This is a genomic window from Ruegeria sp. CDSC042, assembly GCF_059610745.1.
Window position 1 is genome coordinate 45,823 of sequence record NZ_JBXWOF010000007.1, and the last position, 16,495, is coordinate 62,317.

Genomic DNA, 16,495 nt, shown 5'->3' on the forward strand with positions numbered 1-16,495 from the left:
CGTCTAACCTGTTTTCGGGGCCCGTGCGCTATCTGCGCCGGGCCCTTTAGACTCTGAATCCGGCTCGAGATGAATCACAAAAACCGATCCGGGGAACTGATCGGTCAAAGCGTCTTCGATATCGTCACAGATATCATGGGCCGTCGCCACGCTCATGCTACCGTCAACGACCAGATGGAACTCGACAAAGATCATGCTGGCGGATCGACGGCCCCGCAGGTCGTGATATTCCAGCGCCCGGCCCAGATTTGCATCGATGATGCTGCGCACTTCATCCAGTTCGGGATCAGTAAGGGACACGTCCATCAGACCGTCAATCGACTTGCGAATAACCTTCCATCCCTCCCACAGAATGTTCAGGGCGACCAGAATGGCCAGGATCGGGTCCAGGATCAGCCAGCCGGTGGCAAGGGCCAACACCAATCCGATGACAACGCCCACCGAGGTGAACACATCGGTAAAGATATGCTTTGCGCTGGCCTCAAGCGCCGGAGAGGCGTACTGCCGCCCGACCCGCAACAACATATAGGCCCAGGCACCGTTCAGAGCGGTTGCCAGCACATTGATTGCCACCCCGGTCAGCGGGGCCTGGTCCAGATGCGACGATGACAGCGCGGCAACGGCCTCTCGCAGGATTAGAAATGCCGCCAGCACGATCAGCACACCTTCGACAACAGCGGACAGGTATTCGGCTTTCTTGTGCCCAAAGGGGTGATTATCGTCAGGAGGTTTGCCGCCGATCGAAACCGCAAAGAACGCCAGCAAGGCCGCGACCACATTGACCACGGATTCCATCGCATCGGACAACAAGGCGACCGATCCCGTCAACCACCAGGCCAACAGTTTCAAGGCCAGAACCGCGATGGAAATCGGGATCGACCACAGGGCAAATTTCTGGATCATCGCATTGGTGTCCTGCAACCTTGGGACAGGTCTATCACTTTGTTCGATGATCCCTATGGCTTTTTCTGATCAGAAATCAAGCGTCTGCTTGTGCCGCCTCATAGGCCAGCATGGCGCGTTTCACCGGCAGGCCCCAATGATACCCACCCAGCCCCCCGGATTTTCGCAGCGCGCGGTGGCAAGGGATCAGCCAACTGACCGGGTTTCGACCCACGGCCGTCCCGACGGCGCGCACAGCTTGCGGTGATCCCACCCGTTGCGCGATCTCGGAATAGGTTGTGACCTGGCCCGAAGGGATATGCATCAGCGCTTCCCACACTTTGATCTGCAGGGGCGAGCCTATCAGATACAGAGGAGTTGGTTCCAATCGGTCGCTCACCGCGCCAAATGCACTGAGCGCCCAGGGCCGCAGGCGCATCGGGTCCTCGACGAAATTGGCATTGGGCCAACGCGACAACATATCCGCCATGGCATTTTCTTCGCCGGTTTCGGCCCCAAAGGCCATTCCGCAGATGCCCTTGTCGGTGCCCATCACCAAAGCAGGACCAAAAGGACATTCAAACCATCCCCAATAGATGGTCAAACCGGCACCCCTACGGGCATATTCGCCGGGGCTCATGGATTCCCATTTCAGGAACAGATCATGCAGGCGACCGCTGCCGGACAGGCCAACATTCAGAGCGGTTTCCAGTGTCGTGAACCGCTCGCGCAGCAACGCCTTGGCATGGCCCAGCGTCAGATATTGCTGATACCGCTTGGGCGATACCCCGGTCCAACGTGAGAACAGGCGCTGGAAATGCGCGGGGCTCATATCCATCTGCTGTGCCAGTTCCTCAAGACTCAGGGCCTCTCCACCCTGATCAATCAGGTCAATCGCCCGGCGCATGACATTATAATGATAGCCGCTTTCTGGGGTCTGGACATTCATGGTCGCACTCCTTCGATAGACAGAAGATGGCCTGTTACCGACCAGAGTGCGACCCGATTCTTGCGCTATCTGCCCCTCAGACCTGCGGGATAACGGTATAGGGTGCCGCCTCTTCCGGGGGTGCAACCTTTTCCATGACGTTGATGCTGACATGCGGCCAGCGGATCAGACCGGGCTTCCCGTCAAAGCGTGGGAAGAAATCCAGACCGACATTCTGCAGATACATCATCAGCAGCTTGGGTTCACCGCCAATTCCCGGCTCGTCCAGCTCCATGATCCAAAAGATCGAATCCATAACCGCCGCGTTGGCTTGTTTGACAACAAACGGAATGTTGACGATCCCGGCATCCTCAAGCGCGGTGTTGAACGGCAATATCGTGGTTTTTTTCACATTGTTCGGTATTCCAGCTGCCAGCAACAGATGCGGGTGCACAGGATCGAAGCCTGGGAACCCCGGGGCGGTCACAACGCCGTTGAACGGATTATCGTGATAATGTTTGTAGGGCGAAAGATATCCGCTGTTCAGGTCTTTTGTGGCCCCTTCGGGCAGCCCGTCGACCACCGGAATCGTTGGCGGTCCATCGATCTCGCTCGCTTCTCCAAGACCTAACAACGAGTCGCCATGTGGCACCGTTCCCAAACGTGCAACGTTCAGATTGTTTGTGGTCAGATTGGTCATATGCAGAAACAGACCGGGCTCGTGATGGATGGCCAGATCGGCAGGTCCCGCCAGTCCGCTGTCGGGGCGATCTTCAGCCGAGAGCTGCGCGATGGACTGCTGATAATCCAGCGTAACCACAAACTGATCGGTGTTAGTGGTCGGGTCTCCTGAGGCCGGGTTCGGACGCTCAATCCCGCGGTTTGGAACCGCTTTGTCAACGGTCGTGAATTGAAGCGTTTCCTCGAATTGATTAACCAGCAGACGATAGTTGAGACGGCTGCTAGGCTCGGTCGCAAACGGAAGCGCGATCATGTTCCAGCCACGTCCGCGCGTGCTGTCGCCGTTCTTCCAAACTCCGGGCAGTAATTTCAGGGGGCCGAGGTCTTCGTCGCCTTGATGGGCCAGCTCAACAGACCGATAACGGGACTGCAGTTTTGCGGCAAGATCTGGGTTCGCCATGGATCAACCTTTCAATAATTAAATAAAATATCCGCCAATGCGGGAAAAATGCGCTGAAATAAGAATTGGCTGCGCATCGCGAGAATAACACGAATCAGGCTTACCCTACGTAATCCAAAACCCACAGCTATCCGCTAAGCAGATTCTTGCTTGTGTGGTTACCCGAGCCATCGGCTTGCCCTGCGCCGCAATACGTGCATACGTCGCCGCATGGCCAAGCAACTTGATTACCACACGATCCGAGAGATTTTTACCCGCTTTCAGCAGGCTGACCCGGAACCTGAGGGTGAGCTAGAGCATGTGAATGTCTATACTCTGGTCGTAGCGGTGGCGCTGTCTGCACAGGCCACCGATGTCGGCGTCAACAAGGCTACGCGCGCCCTTTTCAAAACCGCCGACACCCCGCAAAAGATGCTGGACCTGGGCGAAGATGGCCTGATCGAGCATATCAAAACCATCGGTCTATTCCGCCAAAAGGCAAAGAACGTCATCAAGCTCAGCCGTATTCTGGTCGAAGAGTATGACGGCGAAGTTCCCAATTCCCGCGCCGCGTTGCAATCGCTGCCGGGCGTCGGGCGTAAGACCGCCAATGTGGTGTTGAACATGTGGTGGCGCTATCCGGCGCAGGCCGTGGATACGCATATTTTCCGTGTCGGAAACCGAACAGGCATCTGTCCGGGAAAACATGTGGATGCGGTTGAACGCGCAATCGAAGATAACATCCCGACCGACTTCCAACTGCACGCACATCACTGGCTTATCTTGCATGGCCGGTATCACTGCAAAGCACGCAAACCTATGTGCGGAACCTGTATCATCCGCGATCTCTGCCAATTCGAGGACAAGAACCTATGAAAACCTACCAGCTCACCGGTATTGGAAACGCCGTTGTGGACGTGATCTCTCAGGCCGATGACAGTTTTCTGGAACTGATGGGCATCGAGAAGGGCATCATGCAGCTGATAGAACAGGAACGGGGTGAACTTCTTTACGCCGCTATGGAAGGCCGCGTGCAAACGCCGGGCGGATCCGTTGCGAACACGATTGCCGGTGCCGGCGCACTGGGACTGAGCGCAGCCTTTATCGGACGCGTACATGATGATGCGTTGGGACGATTCTACGCAGAGGCAATGCACGAGGACGGTGTGGATTTCGTGAACCCGCCCGTACCGGGTGGAGAGCTTCCGACCTCGCGCTCGATGATTTTTGTCTCACCCGACGGTGAACGGTCGATGAACACCTATCTGGGGATTTCCTCGGAGCTTTCCTCGGCGGATGTGTCAGCCGAGGTCGCGGGTAACAGCCAGATCATGTTCCTTGAAGGCTATTTGTTCGACAAGGAAAAAGGCAAAGCTGCGTTCCTTCAGGCCGCACGGGATTGCCACAAGGGCGGCGGCAAGGCCGGGATCGCCATTTCTGACCCGTTCTGTGTTGAACGGCACCGGGTCGATTTCCTGCTGCTGATCGAAAATGAATTGGATTTTGTGATCGGCAACGAGGCCGAGATCAAATCCCTGTTCGAAACCAACGATCTTGAGGATGCACTGGCGAAAACCGCCGATATCTGCCCTCTGGTGGTCTGCACCCGGTCAGGCGACGGGGTAACTGTGCTGAATGAAGGTCAGCGCTTTGACATTCCGGTGGAAAAAATCGTTCCCGTCGACGCCACCGGCGCAGGCGACCAATTCGCAGCCGGGTTCCTGTTTGGCATGGCCACTGGGCGCGACTATGAGACCTGCGCCAAGATGGGCAATGTCTGCGCCCGTGAGGTGATCAGCCATATCGGCCCGCGCCCCAAGGCGGATATGATCGATTTGCTCAAGCAGGGCGGCTTGCTTTAATCGGATCAGGACTGGCCTATAATATGTGGGAGGGGGCAGAGCCCCTCCCCTCACGGTTATCCCTGCACGAACAGGGCGATCCAGATGCCTACGAACATGAAAATGCCACCAAGATTGACCCAAGCGTGCCAAATCGCATAGCGGAAAGGCAGTGTCTTGCGGGCATAAAAGACCGTGCCGATCACATAGCTTGCCGCCCCGGCCAGAATGCACAACAGGACTGAAACGGGGACATCTTTCAGATCGGGTATGGCGCACAGCCCCAGCGCGCCCAGACCCAGATAGGATGCTGTTGACCATCGGGACTTGACCGTCTTGTTGGCGATCTTGTTCCAGATGGCCACCACAGTCAGCCCCCAGCACAACCAGAGCAAAGTCATGGTCCAGCCGGTACCGGCCAGCAGGAAAAAGGGTGTGAAGGTGCCGCAGATACTGGAATAGATTGCGGCATGGTCTATGCGTCGCAGCAGCTGCCGACGCTGGTGCCAGCGGGAAAAGTGATAAAAACACGAGGCCAGATTAGAACCCAACGCACAGGCTACATAAACCAGAACCGCAAGAACAAGCCCGCTGTCGAGCATCAGGTGCGATTTGCGGATCAGCGCTCCGCCAGCGGTCAAAATCAACGCCAGACCGATAAGATGCACGACCAGATCGGCGCGGCGGTGGCATGGGTCCGGACTGGGATAGGTCTGTGGGATCATGTCAGTTCAGGTGATCCGAAAACGCTGCAACCACGCGTTCATACACGTCGCGTTTGAACGGCACGATTTCGGCAACCAGCTGTTCCGGTTCCTGCCATTTCCAGCGGGTGAATTCGGGATGCTCAGTCTGAATGTTGATCTGATCGTCGCGGCCAGAGAACCGCATCAGATACCATTTCTGCTCTTGACCCCGATACCGACCTTTCCAGATCTTCGGCACGATGTCATGCGGCAGATCATAGGGCAACCACCCCTCGGTCTCGGCGATGATCTCGACCAGATCTGCCGTGACGCCGGTTTCTTCCCACAGCTCGCGCAGCGCCGCATCGAGCGGGTCTTCACCCTGGTCCACACCACCCTGAGGCATCTGCCAGGCGTCCTTGTGGCGGTCGTTGCGCTGGCCGACGAATATCTTACCCTCGGCATTCATCAACATCAGCCCGACGCAGGGGCGGTAGGGCAGTTTGGCAATCTCTTCGGGGGTCATACGCGGCCTCGTGAACATGCTTTGGAGCGTCTGTAACAAGCAGCGGGCCCAAGGCAAAGGGTATGACGTTAGGTTTCGCGTGACAAAGATGACGCGAAGGTCAATCTGGCAGCCAAATTCTATAAGGGAGAGTTCTGGATGACTGCATACCCAAACATGCTGGCCCCGCTGGATCTGGGCTTTACCACGCTGAAGAACCGCGTGCTGATGGGCTCGATGCATACCGGGCTTGAGGAGACCGGCGATTGGAATCGGGTGGCCGAGTTCTATGCCGACCGCGCGCGCGGTGGCGTGGCGCTGATGGTGACTGGTGGGATCGGACCAAATCTTGAAGGTTCGGTACTGCCGGGGGCATCAATGATGACCAACGACAAAGAAGTGGCAAACCACTCAATCGTCACCCAACGGGTGCATGAGGCCGGTGGCAAGATCGCGATGCAGATCCTGCATGCGGGGCGCTATGCCTACGGGCCGAAATGTGTCGCACCCAGCCCAGTGAAATCTCCGATCTCTCCTTTCCCGCCGACCGAGCTGGACGAAGAGGGTATCGAGAAACAGATCAGCGATATCGTGAATGCCGCGGTCCTGGCCCAGAAGGCGGGCTATGACGGGGTCGAGATCATGGGGTCCGAAGGGTATTTCCTCAACCAGTTTCTGGTGACTCACACCAACAAGCGCGAGGACCGTTGGGGTGGCTCTTACGAGAACCGGATGCGCCTGCCGATTGAGGTCGTGCGCCGCACGCGCGAGGCCGTCGGCACGGAATTCATCATCATCTACCGCTTGTCGATGATTGACCTGGTTCCCAACGGATCTACTCATGATGAGGTTGTGGAACTGGCGCAGCGGATCGAACAGGCCGGCGCCACGATCATCAATACCGGCATCGGCTGGCACGAGGCGCGGATTCCCACCATTGCCACCAGCGTTCCGCGCGCGGCCTTTGCTTGGGTGACCAAAAAGCTGATGGGCAAGGTCTCGATCCCGGTCATTACGTCAAACCGGATTAACACGCCGGAGGTCGCCGAAGAAGTTCTTGCCACGGGGTGCGCCGACATGGTCTCGCTGGCCCGCCCGATGCTGGCAGATGCGGATTTCGTTAACAAAGCCATCGCTGCTGAGGCGGCGACGATTGCACCCTGCATCGCTTGCAACCAGGCCTGTCTGGATCACACATTCCAGGGCAAACTGACCTCGTGCCTGGTAAACCCGCGCGCTTGTCACGAAACCGAACTGGTGATCACACAGGCCGACAGCGTGAAGAAAATCGCCATCGTAGGGGCGGGCCCGGCAGGCCTGTCCACCGCAATGACCGCCGCGCAGCGTGGCCATGACGTGACCATTTTTGACCGTGCCCGTGAGATCGGCGGCCAGTTGAACATGGCCAAGCAGGTTCCGGGCAAAGAAGAATTCTGGGGTCTGGTCGAATGGTACCGCACCATGATTGCCGATTTGGGCATTAAGGTAGTGCTTGAGCGCGAAGTGGGCGCCGACGATCTGACTGGTTATGACGAGGTGGTGATCGCCACCGGTGTCGTTCCGCGTGATCCGAAAATCCCTGGTCAGGACCGAGACAATGTCGTCGATTATATCGACGTCCTGCGCCACAAGACCCCGGTTGGCCAATCAGTGGCCGTGATCGGAGCAGGTGGGATCGGCTTTGACGTGTCCGAATTCCTGCTGGAAGAAGGCCACAGCATCACCACCGACTTGCCTGCCTGGATGAAGGAATGGGGCGTTACCGACCCGGCCGAGCATCGCTCGGGGCTGGCACCTGAAGGGCCACAACCTGCCGCCCCCGCGCGCCAGGTGACTTTGCTGCAGCGCAAGGCGCAAGCCCATGGCAAAGGGTTGGGCAAGACCACCGGCTGGATTCATCGCGCAACGCTGAAGATGAAAAACGTTAATTTCGTCGGTGGCGTGAATTATGAGCGGATCGACGATGACGGGCTGCATGTGAGTTTCGGCGAAGCACGCGAGAACCCGACAGTAATTGCGGTGGATACGATTGTTCTGTGCTCGGGCCAGATCTCGGACCGCAGCCTGGCCGATACGTTGATCGAACGTGGCATCACCCCACATGTGATCGGCGGCGCGGATGTTGCAGCCGAATTGGACGCCAAACGGGCCATCAATCAGGGCACGCGGCTGGCAACCACTTTCTGATTTGCCTTGGCCCGGTCCAGAACCGGGCCAATCGCTCTGCTGGTATTGGGGTCAGTCGGCCAGCGCCAGCTTTGCACCCAATGCCCCAAAGGCCCCGGCGAAACAGCGCCTGACCCAAGCCATGACAGTGGGCCGCTGGATCACATAGTCGCGTGCCACCGCAGCGAAAGCGCCATAGCCAACAAATACGACAAAGGTCATGGCCATGAAGGACAAGGCCAACTTGATCAGCTCTGCTTCGGCGGCACCTGTACCGGCGGGAATGAATTGCGGCAGAAAGGCCAGAAAGAACAAAGATAGCTTGGGGTTCAACACATTGATCAAGGTGCCCGTGATTGCAATCTTCACATACCCTTTTGCGGGTTTCTGGCTCTGTACATCCAATGCTCCGCCTTGCCGGACGATCCCCCAGGCCATGTAAAACAGATACAGCACCCCAAGGTATTTTAGCACCAGAAAGGCCAGCGCGCTGGTATGCAGCAGGGCCGCAAGACCGACGATACTGGCCAGCGCAGCAGGTACGATCCCTATGGTACAGCCAATCGCCGCCGCAAAACTGGCCCAAAAGCCACGCCCCAACCCAACCGCAAGCGTATAGATCACGCCGGTGCCCGGTAAAAGCACAACGATCAGAGACGTCAGTAGGAACTCTGTCGACATCCTAGCCCTCCCTTTCCTAGCACGCAGAATTTCCGGTTCGAAAGGAAAAGTAAACGCCATACATCACCGTGGCCCGGCGGCATTCCTGAAAGCCCGCCGGATACCAACAGCAGAAGTCTCTTATCGCTTATTCAACGGTTATCGTAATCACCTCGGACACGATGGGCGTGGAATGCGGTACATGACCTGCATCGCCCAGCACTAGCTGAAGCGTATGTTCGCCTGCAGCCATTTCCAGCGTCACCTCGGTCTGACCGCCGCCAAAATGGATATGATTGTCATCCGCGGGCAGACCATAAGACAACTCATCCGCACCGTCCTCTCCCTGCCCCAAAGGCGGTCGGTCGATCAGCAGATGATGATGCCCGGTGTTTTCCTTTTCAGTACCCGCCGGCGCGACCCCCATGCCGCTGAGGCCAAAGACCACGGTGACCGGAGATTGGACAACGTCGCCGTCAGACAATTTCACAAAATAGACCTGCGCTTCGGGGTTTGATGGTGTTTCACCCCCGGCCAGAGCAAATGTCGCCGACAGGCAGGTTGCGGCAATAGCTAAAACAGCTTTCATAATCTTCTCCGTTGTCACAAATTTGCCATCCTCATGGTAGCATGTTTCGGCCCGAAATCGAGGATACCCGTTGTCAAAAGGCTTGTGGCCCATATGGAAACCACTGTTTCAGAGTTTCCCAAGCGCAAACGATCCGATTCAAATCCCTGATATTATCCCATGTCCGCCCTGTTTCCGCCCAGATTTGACGTAAAGATCAGTTAAAGAACCTACACCTGGGGAACAAGAATGGACCGACTGACCGAAATGGAAGCCTTCGCCAACGTGGTGGACCAAGGCGGTTTCACCGACGCGGCCAAGAAAATGGGCATCTCAAAATCGGCTGTGTCCAAGCACGTTTCCAGCCTGGAAGCACGCCTGGGCGCAAGACTGCTGAACCGCACGACGCGCCGCGTGTCACCAACCGAAATCGGGCTGGCCTATTATGACCGGGCCCGCCGCGTTCTGAATGACGCGGGCGAGGCTGATGCGCTGGTCACCTCGATGCAATCTGCCCCCTCTGGTCTGCTGCGGATCAGTGTGGCGACAGATTTCGGCGTGAATCACCTTTCTCCGGTTCTGTCAGGATTTCTAGCTGCCTATCCCGACATCACGGTGAATATGGTGCTGAACAATCGCTATGTTGAGCTGATCTCGGAAGGGTTCGACGTTGCTGTGCGGATTGGTGAGCTGGAAGACAGTACATTGCGCGCCCGCAAGCTGACCGAAACCGTCAAGCGGATGGTCGCCGCGCCCACCTATATCGAGAAATTCGGGCGTCCGCAAAAGATCGACGACCTGAACGAACACAAGCTGTTACATTATTCCAGCCAGTCTTCGGGCAATGTGTGGAAACTGACCGCACCTTCGGGTGAAAAACGTCAGGTCCGCACCGCCGGGTGGCTCAGCGTGAATGATGGGCAATCCTTGTTGAACGCTGCGGTCTCGGGGCTTGGGATCGCGCATCTGCCCAGCTATCTCTATGCCGAGGCGCTGAAGTCGGGCGAAGTTGTCGACGCAATGCCGTCGCTGCCCGATGAAGTGCAAGGCGTTTATGCCGTCTACCCGCCCGGCCGCTTTACGCAGCCCAAGGTGCGGGCATTCATTGATTTTCTTGTCGATGCCTTCAACGAAAAAGGCCCGATGGACTGGTAATTCTAATTTCTCCCGGTGGAAACTGAACGGCCCGCACATGTTGTGTGGGCCATTTTTTTAGTCGCTTAACACGGCCAGCCCCATACTCTGCGCGACCGTACGCAAGGATTGGATCAGGATATTCTGTCCGGGCAGATCAGCTTCTTTTCTGCGGGAAAGAAGCGCGATATCGCGGTTGGCATTTGTTATGGTCAACGGGCGCAAATGGACTTCATCGCGGTAAATCCCCTGACGTCTTGCATACAGGTCCGGCAACACCGCAACCCCAACCCCCGAGGCTGCCATCAGCACGATGGAATCAAGCGTGGTGCCCTCGTATTCATCCGACACCACCCCGCCGCATTCCGCCGCAAGCGCATAGACGATCCGGGACAGACGGTGGCTTTGGTCCAGGGTCAGGATCAGCCGGTCGCGCAAATCCTGGGCGGTGACACCCTGGGTATCACCCGCCAGCACATCATCCACAGCGACCCCGATCCACAGGGATTCGTTGAACAGGCGCTGCTGGATTGTGTTCGGATGGTCCTCGGGCGTGGACAGGATCAGATCGAACCGACCGGATTTCAGCCCTTGTTCCAGATCACGCGTGTTTTCCTCGCGCACGACAATGCGCAGACCGGGGCGGTCTTGATGGACCTTTTTGATGACCTGAGGCAGCAGGTAGGGCCCGATTGAGGGCAACACGCCCAGCCTTAGCCGTCCTGAGACCGGTGTCTCGCTGCTCATCGCGTGGCGCAGATCCCGGACATCGGCAAGGATCTTCTGGGCGCGCTCGATGAACTCTTGGCCTTTGGCAGTCACCTGAACACCACCCCGGTTACGATCAAAGATGCGCAGGCCAAGTTCTTGTTCTACAGAGGCAATTTGCGCCGAGAGGCTGGGCTGGCTGACATTCAGAACCTCAGCTGCCAATCCAAATCGACCCAGTCGGCTGACCGTAACGATATATTCCAGTTGCCTTAGTGTTGGGCGCATTTCATAGCTTTAAACTATCCAAAATTTAGAAAGATAATATTTGGATAACAAATATAGGCAAGGCACTTAGCCCGTGAAATCGGGACAGGAGCCAAAATGCCCAGCGTAATCGAAACCCTTTCCAGCAACTTGCTGGTCCCAACCATCCTTTTCTTCGTCCTCGGGCTGCTAGCGGCTTTTGCCCGCAGCGATCTGTCGATCCCCGCTGGGGCGGCCAAGTTCATGTCGCTGTATCTGCTGCTGGCCATCGGCTTCAAAGGCGGCAGCAGCCTGGCCGAGCACGGCATCCATATAGTCCTGTTCCTGACATTGCTGGGCGGGGTGGCGCTGTCATTTGTCATCCCCCTTGTGGCATTCGGCCTGCTCCGGGTCATGACACGGCTGGACGCGTTGAATGCGGCGGCTGTTGCCGGGCATTATGGGTCAATCTCAATCGTGACTTTCGTCACCGCAATCAGCCTGCTGGATCTGGTGGGGCTCAGCCATGATGGGTTCATGGTCGCTGTTGCCGCCGCAATGGAGGTTCCGGCCATCCTGTCGGCCCTGTGGTTGGCGCATAAAACCAGCAGTAATGGCGTCAAGGACAAGGGGCTGTGGCGTGATCTTTTGGCAAACGGGTCGATTGTCCTGCTGACCGGGGCTTTCCTGATCGGCGCGGTCACGGGTGGCGAAGGGATGCAGATGATTGCGCCCTTCATCGTCACACCCTTCACCGGCATCCTGTGCCTTTTCCTGCTGGATATGGGCATTTCCGCGGGGCGCAGCCTGATCAAGAACCGCGACAAGCTCTCGCTGGGTCTGTTTGCCTTTGGAATGCTGATGCCCCTGATCGGCGCTGCGATGGCCTGGGTGGTCGGGGCGGTGATCGGCCTGCCCGAAGGCAGCCTGTTCCTGTTCATGGTCCTGTCTGCATCCGCCTCGTATATCGCTGTGCCCGCGGCGATGAAGATCGCGCTGCCAAAGGCCGAGGCCGGGATCTATCTGACCCTGTCGCTGGGTGTGTCCTTCCCGTTCAACATCACGATCGGGCTGCCGCTGTACCTGTGGTGGGTGATGTAGGGATCAGTTGATCAGCAGAACCGCCTCGACCCGGCGGTTCAAATCGCGACCTTCGGCCGTTGCATTCGAGGTGATCGGAGCCAGATAGCCGATCCCCCGCGCCTCGACCCGGTCGGAGGCCACGCCGTATTTCTCGATCAACCGGGCGCGCACGGTCTGCGCCCGGCCGGTGCTGACCGATATGTTGGCCTCGAGTGCGCCAGTATCATCCGTGTGCCCGACCAGAGCCAGCCGCGTTCCGGGATTGTCCGACAGATACTGCGCAATCTCATTCAGAGAGCCGAAAGGCCCGTCACCCAGGGTTATCTCGCCCGTGCGAAAATGCAGATCACCCAGAATCACATGGCCCTCCTGTGCAAGCTCTGCCAACAGCCCCTGTGCCTGATCGACCTCTTCTTCGATCACCAACGGAGGCGCGGCTTCGGCCCCTTCAGGTGACACGCGGATCATCTGCACATAGCCATCGGGCGGGTTTCGGCTGACCAACAGGCTCAGGACTTCGTCGCCCTTGGCAGCGGACAAAAAGCGATAGTCCTGGATGGCCACATACATGTCAGGCGTGGGGACAACTTCGGTTCCAAAGCGAAAATCGAAGCCGCCGCAGCTGCGGGCTTCGCAGTCAAAGAGAACCTCAAACCCCTGGGCTTTGATCTGCTCCCTCAGAGGGGCCAGCAGCTGTAAAGTAGTGCTCGCCCCGGCCTGCAGCCGCCAGGTATAGCGCTCGACACGTCCTTCAACCCGGCGCGCCGGTACCGTCCCGTCGGTATAGGGGCCAGTGGGCAGGTCATAGCTGTCCAACGGGCTTGTGCGGTCGCTGACCAATCGCGTACCCGAAGGAAGCGTCAGCTCCTGCCCGACAACAGGCGATGCCATGAGCAACAGGAATATAACGAGACGGCGGATCATCTTGATTGGGCGTGATACTCGGGGTTGGGGGACATCGCGGTCGCGCTTGCAACACGGTTCGACATGTTGAAAAAGCCGGTCACATTGGCAATGTCCCAGATATCGCGGTCGCTAAATCCGGCATCGCGCAGGACTTGCCGGTCAGGCTCTTCGATCTTGGTGCTTTCGGTGGTCATTTTAGACGCAAAATCCAGCATGGCACGCTGCCGCTGATCCAAGGGCGCAACCTGGTAGTTCATGATCAGCATTTCACCCAGTTGCGGATCACCGGACAACTGCCTGACAGCCGCGCCATGTGCGACAAGGCAATAGAAACACTTGTTTATTGCCGACACGACTACTGCGATCATCTCGCGCTCAAGCTTGGACAACCCGCTATCGGCCAGCATCAGATCATTATACATCGCGGTGAACGCGTTCAGCTTGTCGATGTCAAAGGCATAGGCCCGCAGAACGTTGGGCACAAAACCCAGCTTTTCGACGCAAATGTCGAAATATTTCTGTGTCTCCGGCGGTAGCGGATCCACCATCGGAAGGTTCAGCGCGGTGGGTGGGGTAAGATCGGTCACTTTGGGTTCTCTCCTTCAGCCAGCTGACGGTAATGGTATTCTCCGGCAAGCTCCATCCCAAGTGCGCGATAAAGGCCATTGGCACCCGCATTCGCCTTGGTGCAAATCACGCTGAGCGTCCCGGCGCCCTGATCCTGTGCCCAGAGCGCAGCCGCGCGCATCGCCCATTGGCCCAGGCCCTGACGGCGATGAGCGGGCAAAATCTCAAGTGCGTGGACCATGGCCACGTCCCCGTGCATCGCAACAAACCCGGTACCAGCAGGTTGGTCACTATGGCGAAGCAGCAGGCCGGTCTTGGGACCCGGGGCTCGCGCCATCACGGCCAGCCGCTCTGGGCCAATCCCGCCCTCGGCCCAGATCTCACGCATGATTGCCAGCGGCTCCCATATCGAGAACACCGTTACGCGGGGGAGCGGAAGATCAGTCAGATGCTCAACCGGGCAGGTGTAAATATTGACCGGATCCAACACGGAATAGCCCCGGCCTTCAAGCTGCGCATCCAGCGCCTCGTCCCCTGGCCACAGGCAAAAGATGCGCTTTTGCCCCAGAGCCTGCATCGCGACCTCGGCCGCCGCGATATCGTCATCCAAGACCGGCCCCAGCGCATTGGCTGCACTCACCCGCGATCCGCCGCCCAGACCCTGACGCACCCAAAACGGCCCCTTCCTGTCGCGATGCGCAGATGGCCAAGTGCCATCGACGACATCAGGCCAGGTAACGCTCACAGACCAAGCTCTTTCGCCAACCGGGTTGAGGCCGCGTCGATCCGGGCACCTTCGGTTCCGCGAATGACCACATTGGCGCCAAACACACCGTTGATCTGAAACGGATAACACCCGATGGACAGATCCTGAAAATCCGCTGCGAGTGCCGCAAGGGGGGCTGCGATATCGCCTTCGCCGCGATCCACCCGCAAGGTTTGGGACAGCAGAGGAACACCGCCGGTCAGACCCGGCAATACACTCGCCACCATCGCCTGAAAGACCGAGGGCACCCCAGCCATCACATGAACATTGCCGATGGTAAAGCCTGGCGCAGTCGAAACCGGATTGTCGATCAGCGCGGCACCATCAGGGATGCGCGCCATGCGCAAACGGGCAGCGTTCAGTTCCAGCCCGGATTTCTCGTAATGCGCTTCAAGCAAAGCGCGGGCATCGTCGCGGATGTCGATATGCGCGCCAAAGGCACGGGCGATGCAATCGGCGGTGATATCATCATGGGTCGGTCCAATCCCGCCGCTGGTGAAGACATGATCAAAATTTGCCGACAACGCCTGAACGGCGGCTTCGATCGCAGCGGCGTCATCGCTGACCACACGGACCTCTTTCAGGTCGATCCCCTGCTTGGTCAGCTCCTGCGCGAGATAATGCATGTTTGCGTCGCGGGTGCGACCCGACAGGATTTCATCCCCGATCACCAGCATGGCTGCGGTTGGATTTTGCATGGCCTGCGCCCCCTTGATCGACCCTTTCCGCAGGTATAGGCCCTGAAGCATGCGATTTGAAACCCCTCTTGTCCCCGCCCACCTGATCCGCCGCTATAAACGCTTTCTAGCCGATTGCAGGCTTGAGGACGGGCGCGAGGTGACAGCGCATTGCGCCAATCCCGGCTCGATGATGGGACTGGCCGAACCGGGCGAGAAAATATGGTTGGAGCCCAATGACGACCCGAAGAAAAAGCTGAAATATGGCTGGCGGCTGGTCGATCACGAAAACGGGCATTTCACCGGCGTGGATACGTCCGTCCCGAACCGGGCGTTGCGCGCGGCATTGATCGCGCGGGAGATCCCCGAACTGGCAATCTATGAAACTGTGCGCCCCGAGGTGAAATACGGCGAGAACAGCCGCGTTGATTTCCTGCTGACCCAGCCGGGCCTTCAGGACGCTTATGTCGAGGTCAAATGCGTGACCCTGTCTCGCGAACCCGGTCTGGCCGAATTCCCCGACAGCGTCACAGCGCGCGGAACCAAACATCTAGGGGAACTGACAGCTATGGTGGACGAGGGGCATCGCGCAATCCTGCTGTATCTGGTCCAGCGCACCGATTGTGAGCGAATTGCATTGGCCGCAGATATCGACCCGACCTATGCAGCGGCGTTCGAGGCGGCGCAAGCTAGGGGTGTCGAGAAATTGGTCTATGGCACACGGATATCGCCTGAAGGGGTTTGGGTAAACGTGACCGAAAGCCAATCATTCATGCAGAAGCGTTGAAAAGGCCCTTTGATCCCATCCTGTGAATTCGACCTTCTAGCAACGTGGGATTCTCTGCGTGAGCAAGAAAACCGGGGCGCTGGCCCTCCCTGATCTGAACACCCATTGTCTGCCGTAAGAAGTGGGATTGCGGCGAATGCGCTGCCTGTTTGCCGCTGGCACATCCGGCAATGACAACAATGTACGATCATTGGGTCAGCAGTCACGACCAGGCAGATATCTTCCATGAGTATCTGAGGAATGCGTCATTACACGCAGTGCTGTC

Annotated in this window: 19 protein-coding genes; 6 read left to right on the forward strand and 13 right to left on the reverse strand. The window is 57.9% G+C overall.

The window, feature by feature from the left end; all coding sequences use genetic code 11:
- Positions 1 to 3 precede the first annotated feature (3 nt).
- The 3 genes from AC2FHX_RS14595 to AC2FHX_RS14605 all read right to left on the reverse strand — a co-directional run bounded on the left by AC2FHX_RS14595 (position 4) and on the right by AC2FHX_RS14605 (position 2,951).
- Entirely contained in the window at positions 4 to 903 is a 900-nt protein-coding gene (locus AC2FHX_RS14595; RefSeq protein WP_496702569.1) for a cation diffusion facilitator family transporter, read from the reverse strand.
- Positions 904 to 979: 76 nt separating this feature from the next.
- Entirely contained in the window at positions 980 to 1,831 is an 852-nt protein-coding gene (locus tag AC2FHX_RS14600) for a bifunctional helix-turn-helix domain-containing protein/methylated-DNA--[protein]-cysteine S-methyltransferase (protein ID WP_281973788.1), read from the reverse strand.
- Between the two features lie 76 nt (positions 1,832 to 1,907).
- On the reverse strand, positions 1,908 to 2,951 hold the full coding sequence (locus tag AC2FHX_RS14605) for a heme-binding protein (protein WP_496702568.1): 1,044 nt from the start codon (positions 2,949 to 2,951) through the stop codon (positions 1,908 to 1,910).
- Between the two features lie 210 nt (positions 2,952 to 3,161).
- Here AC2FHX_RS14605 and nth point away from each other — a divergent pair, with 210 nt between their 5' ends.
- A complete protein-coding gene (gene nth / locus AC2FHX_RS14610; RefSeq protein ID WP_271952085.1) occupies positions 3,162 to 3,806 on the forward strand; it encodes an endonuclease III in 645 nt (214 codons plus the stop codon).
- Positions 3,803 to 4,792 carry an adenosine kinase gene (locus AC2FHX_RS14615; RefSeq protein WP_142639987.1) on the forward strand — a complete coding sequence of 330 codons (990 nt, stop codon included), beginning with the start codon at positions 3,803 to 3,805 and terminating at the stop codon, positions 4,790 to 4,792. The genes nth and AC2FHX_RS14615 overlap by 4 nt, the downstream gene beginning before the upstream one ends.
- A 56-nt stretch (positions 4,793 to 4,848) precedes the next feature.
- Here the strand turns inward: AC2FHX_RS14615 and trhA are convergent, their stop codons facing one another.
- Positions 4,849 to 5,496 carry a PAQR family membrane homeostasis protein TrhA gene (trhA, locus tag AC2FHX_RS14620; protein ID WP_496702566.1) on the reverse strand — a complete coding sequence of 216 codons (648 nt, stop codon included), beginning with the start codon at positions 5,494 to 5,496 and terminating at the stop codon, positions 4,849 to 4,851.
- A gap of 1 nt (position 5,497) precedes the next feature.
- Positions 5,498 to 5,983, reverse strand: coding sequence for an RNA pyrophosphohydrolase (locus tag AC2FHX_RS14625; RefSeq protein ID WP_496702564.1), 486 nt, complete (start codon positions 5,981 to 5,983; stop codon positions 5,498 to 5,500).
- Between the two features lie 138 nt (positions 5,984 to 6,121).
- Here AC2FHX_RS14625 and AC2FHX_RS14630 point away from each other — a divergent pair, with 138 nt between their 5' ends.
- Positions 6,122 to 8,149: an FAD-dependent oxidoreductase gene (locus AC2FHX_RS14630; RefSeq protein WP_496702562.1), complete on the forward strand. Its 2,028-nt coding sequence runs from the start codon at positions 6,122 to 6,124 to the stop codon at positions 8,147 to 8,149.
- 51 nt (positions 8,150 to 8,200) lie between these two features.
- On the opposite strand, the gene AC2FHX_RS14635 is transcribed toward AC2FHX_RS14630, so the two are convergent.
- Both AC2FHX_RS14635 and AC2FHX_RS14640 read right to left on the reverse strand, forming a co-directional pair.
- Entirely contained in the window at positions 8,201 to 8,809 is a 609-nt protein-coding gene (locus tag AC2FHX_RS14635) for a LysE family translocator (RefSeq protein WP_142639979.1), read from the reverse strand.
- 127 nt (positions 8,810 to 8,936) lie between these two features.
- The gene (locus AC2FHX_RS14640) at positions 8,937 to 9,377 is read right to left on the reverse strand and encodes a DUF4399 domain-containing protein (protein ID WP_281973795.1); all 441 of its coding nucleotides are present in this window, start codon (positions 9,375 to 9,377) and stop codon (positions 8,937 to 8,939) included.
- 228 nt (positions 9,378 to 9,605) lie between these two features.
- Here AC2FHX_RS14640 and AC2FHX_RS14645 point away from each other — a divergent pair, with 228 nt between their 5' ends.
- Positions 9,606 to 10,511 (forward strand): LysR family transcriptional regulator, encoded by a 906-nt coding sequence (locus AC2FHX_RS14645; RefSeq protein WP_271952071.1) that lies wholly within the window; start codon positions 9,606 to 9,608, stop codon positions 10,509 to 10,511.
- Positions 10,512 to 10,568: 57 nt separating this feature from the next.
- On the opposite strand, the gene AC2FHX_RS14650 is transcribed toward AC2FHX_RS14645, so the two are convergent.
- Positions 10,569 to 11,486 carry a hydrogen peroxide-inducible genes activator gene (locus AC2FHX_RS14650; protein ID WP_496679081.1) on the reverse strand — a complete coding sequence of 306 codons (918 nt, stop codon included), beginning with the start codon at positions 11,484 to 11,486 and terminating at the stop codon, positions 10,569 to 10,571.
- Between the two features lie 96 nt (positions 11,487 to 11,582).
- Here AC2FHX_RS14650 and AC2FHX_RS14655 point away from each other — a divergent pair, with 96 nt between their 5' ends.
- Positions 11,583 to 12,545: a sodium-dependent bicarbonate transport family permease gene (locus AC2FHX_RS14655; RefSeq protein WP_496679078.1), complete on the forward strand. Its 963-nt coding sequence runs from the start codon at positions 11,583 to 11,585 to the stop codon at positions 12,543 to 12,545.
- A gap of 3 nt (positions 12,546 to 12,548) precedes the next feature.
- On the opposite strand, the gene AC2FHX_RS14660 is transcribed toward AC2FHX_RS14655, so the two are convergent.
- Genes AC2FHX_RS14660 through AC2FHX_RS14675 form a run of 4 tightly spaced genes read right to left on the reverse strand, consistent with a single transcriptional unit; the run spans position 12,549 to position 15,464 of the window.
- Positions 12,549 to 13,451, reverse strand: a complete 903-nt coding sequence (locus tag AC2FHX_RS14660; RefSeq protein WP_496702559.1) for an OmpA family protein — start codon at positions 13,449 to 13,451, stop codon at positions 12,549 to 12,551.
- Positions 13,448 to 14,020, reverse strand: a complete 573-nt coding sequence (locus AC2FHX_RS14665; protein WP_496702558.1) for a peroxidase-related enzyme — start codon at positions 14,018 to 14,020, stop codon at positions 13,448 to 13,450. The genes AC2FHX_RS14660 and AC2FHX_RS14665 overlap by 4 nt, the downstream gene beginning before the upstream one ends.
- Complete coding sequence (locus AC2FHX_RS14670; protein WP_496702556.1) at positions 14,017 to 14,745, reverse strand: GNAT family N-acetyltransferase; 729 nt, start codon at positions 14,743 to 14,745, stop codon at positions 14,017 to 14,019. The genes AC2FHX_RS14665 and AC2FHX_RS14670 overlap by 4 nt, the downstream gene beginning before the upstream one ends.
- Positions 14,742 to 15,464 (reverse strand): competence/damage-inducible protein A, encoded by a 723-nt coding sequence (locus AC2FHX_RS14675; protein WP_496697798.1) that lies wholly within the window; start codon positions 15,462 to 15,464, stop codon positions 14,742 to 14,744. The genes AC2FHX_RS14670 and AC2FHX_RS14675 overlap by 4 nt, the downstream gene beginning before the upstream one ends.
- Positions 15,465 to 15,513: 49 nt before the next feature.
- On the opposite strand from AC2FHX_RS14675, the gene sfsA reads away from it, so the two are divergent.
- Complete coding sequence (sfsA, locus tag AC2FHX_RS14680; RefSeq protein WP_496697800.1) at positions 15,514 to 16,230, forward strand: DNA/RNA nuclease SfsA; 717 nt, start codon at positions 15,514 to 15,516, stop codon at positions 16,228 to 16,230.
- On the opposite strand, the gene AC2FHX_RS14685 is transcribed toward sfsA, so the two are convergent.
- Positions 16,155 to 16,457 (reverse strand): GFA family protein, encoded by a 303-nt coding sequence (locus tag AC2FHX_RS14685; RefSeq protein WP_496697802.1) that lies wholly within the window; start codon positions 16,455 to 16,457, stop codon positions 16,155 to 16,157. The genes sfsA and AC2FHX_RS14685 overlap by 76 nt on opposite strands.
- Positions 16,458 to 16,495 lie beyond the last annotated feature (38 nt).

Bases quoted from the DNA above. Each gene is read 5' to 3' on its own strand.
- nth (WP_271952085.1), top strand. From the start codon at position 3,162: ATGGCCAAGCAACTTGATTACCACACGATCCGAGAGATTTTTACCCGC.
- AC2FHX_RS14655 (WP_496679078.1), top strand. From the start codon at position 11,583: ATGCCCAGCGTAATCGAAACCCTTTCCAGCAACTTGCTGGTCCCAACC.
- AC2FHX_RS14630 (WP_496702562.1), top strand. From the start codon at position 6,122: ATGACTGCATACCCAAACATGCTGGCCCCGCTGGATCTGGGCTTTACC.
- AC2FHX_RS14640 (WP_281973795.1), bottom strand. From the start codon at position 9,377: ATGAAAGCTGTTTTAGCTATTGCCGCAACCTGCCTGTCGGCGACATTT.
- AC2FHX_RS14645 (WP_271952071.1), top strand. From the start codon at position 9,606: ATGGACCGACTGACCGAAATGGAAGCCTTCGCCAACGTGGTGGACCAA.
- sfsA (WP_496697800.1), top strand. From the start codon at position 15,514: ATGCGATTTGAAACCCCTCTTGTCCCCGCCCACCTGATCCGCCGCTAT.
- AC2FHX_RS14675 (WP_496697798.1), bottom strand. From the start codon at position 15,464: ATGCAAAATCCAACCGCAGCCATGCTGGTGATCGGGGATGAAATCCTG.
- AC2FHX_RS14660 (WP_496702559.1), bottom strand. From the start codon at position 13,451: ATGATCCGCCGTCTCGTTATATTCCTGTTGCTCATGGCATCGCCTGTT.
- AC2FHX_RS14615 (WP_142639987.1), top strand. From the start codon at position 3,803: ATGAAAACCTACCAGCTCACCGGTATTGGAAACGCCGTTGTGGACGTG.
- AC2FHX_RS14605 (WP_496702568.1), bottom strand. From the start codon at position 2,951: ATGGCGAACCCAGATCTTGCCGCAAAACTGCAGTCCCGTTATCGGTCT.
- AC2FHX_RS14600 (WP_281973788.1), bottom strand. From the start codon at position 1,831: ATGAATGTCCAGACCCCAGAAAGCGGCTATCATTATAATGTCATGCGC.
- AC2FHX_RS14650 (WP_496679081.1), bottom strand. From the start codon at position 11,486: ATGCGCCCAACACTAAGGCAACTGGAATATATCGTTACGGTCAGCCGA.
- trhA (WP_496702566.1), bottom strand. From the start codon at position 5,496: ATGATCCCACAGACCTATCCCAGTCCGGACCCATGCCACCGCCGCGCC.
- AC2FHX_RS14685 (WP_496697802.1), bottom strand. From the start codon at position 16,457: ATGGAAGATATCTGCCTGGTCGTGACTGCTGACCCAATGATCGTACAT.
- AC2FHX_RS14625 (WP_496702564.1), bottom strand. From the start codon at position 5,983: ATGACCCCCGAAGAGATTGCCAAACTGCCCTACCGCCCCTGCGTCGGG.
- AC2FHX_RS14635 (WP_142639979.1), bottom strand. From the start codon at position 8,809: ATGTCGACAGAGTTCCTACTGACGTCTCTGATCGTTGTGCTTTTACCG.
- AC2FHX_RS14595 (WP_496702569.1), bottom strand. From the start codon at position 903: ATGATCCAGAAATTTGCCCTGTGGTCGATCCCGATTTCCATCGCGGTT.